The 1,450-nt window shown below is 75.6% G+C and carries 1 protein-coding gene and 1 pseudogene; one reads left to right on the forward strand and one right to left on the reverse strand.

Translation table 11 applies throughout. From position 1 onward, the window contains the following. Positions 1–53: 53 nt before the first annotated feature. A complete protein-coding gene (locus ADY59_RS47270; protein ID WP_049577927.1) occupies positions 54–539 on the reverse strand; it encodes a hypothetical protein in 486 nt (161 codons plus the stop codon). Between the two features lie 787 nt (positions 540–1,326). Between ADY59_RS47270 and sepH the strand changes: the two are divergent. Beyond that, positions 1,327–1,450 (forward strand): annotated as a pseudogene (sepH, locus tag ADY59_RS50935) (septation protein SepH); the annotation flags it as partial.

Raw genomic sequence — 1,450 nt, forward strand, 5'->3', positions numbered from 1 at the left:
GGACTGACGCCCCAGCCACACCGGGCCGGGGGTGGCCCGGTGTGGCTGGGGCGTCAGTCCTGGCGGCGGGCGCCGAACATGATCTCGTCCCACGTCGGCACCGAGGCGCGGCGGCCGCGAGAGCCCTTGCGGGGCTGGCGGGCGGCCGGGGCCGGCGGGGGAGAGGGTACGGGCACCGCGGGCTCCTCCTTGGCCGCGGCCTTGTCCTTCTCGTCCTCCTCGCTCGGCCGGGCCGCGGCCACCGGCTTGGGCCCGGGCGTCGGCTTCGGCGCCGTCTTGGCCTTGCCTTCGGTCTCCGCCTGTACGCCGGGCTCGGCGACGGGCTTCTTGCCGCCGACCTCGTCAGCCGGGGCCTTGGGCTTCTCGGGCTCGGCCGGGACGCCGGGCTCGGCGGGCTCGGCGGCCTTCGCGGACTCGCGAACCGCGGCGGCAACGGCCTTCGCGGGCTCGCCTGGCTCGTCGGTCTTGGCGGCGTCGGTGCTGGTGGCGTCGGTGCTGGTGGCGTCGGTCTTGGCAGGCTCGACGTACTCAGCGGGCACAGCGGGCTCGGTGGTCGCCTTCTCGCTCGCCTCGGAGGCCGGCTGTGTCGTGGTCTCGGATGCCGAGGGCGTTGTGCTCTCGGTGGTCGAGGGAGCCTCGTCCCGGCGTGCCGACGGGGCCTCGCTCCGGGGCGTCGGCGGCGCGGGTGAAGCCGTGTCCTGAGCCGGCGCATCCGTGGTGGACGGTGCCGCGCTCGCGGGCGTGGCGGCGGTGGTGTTCTCTTCCTGTACGGGCTGCGCCGGGGTCGGGGCGGTGGCAGGTGGCGTCTGTGTGGAGGCGGCAGGCGTCTCCGGGACCGGGGGCACCGTCGCCGCAGGTGCGGGCGCGTCGGCGGGTTCGATGGTGGAAGCTTCTGTCCCGGCAGGGGCTGCTTCGGCGACGGCCGCCGCGTCCGCGGGGGTCTCGGTCGCCACAGGAACGGGGGGTGCCGGGGGGGCGGGGGCGTCGGACGCCTGGTCCCGGCTGTCACCGGCGAGTGGCAGGCCGCTCCCGGCAGACGCGTGGTCGCCCTCAGCGGTTGCGTGGTCGCCCTGGGCGGGTGCGCGGTCGTTCTGTGCGTGGTCGATCTCGGCGGTTGCGTGGTCGTCCTGGGCGGGTGCGCTGTCGTCCACGGTGGCTGCGCGGGTGCTCTGGGCTGGCGCCGCGCTGTTGTCCTCGGTGGTTGCGCGATCGCTCTCGGCGGACGGGCGGTCGTCCTCAAGGGACGCCCGGTTGCTCTCGGTGGCTGCGCGGGTGTCCTCGGAGGAGGACTGGTCGCCTCCAATGGACGGCGGCATGGCCTCGGCAGCCGGTGAGACCGCGGAACAGATCGCCGCGACCGCAGGCATCCCGGTCGAGCGTGTCCGCTGGTTCGAGGGCCCGGTCCTCCAGGAGCGCGAATACGTCGCCCAGCAGGCCCAGCGCGTCACCG

This window comes from Nonomuraea sp. SBT364 (assembly GCF_001083785.1).
Classification (GTDB): domain Bacteria; phylum Actinomycetota; class Actinomycetes; order Streptosporangiales; family Streptosporangiaceae; genus Nonomuraea.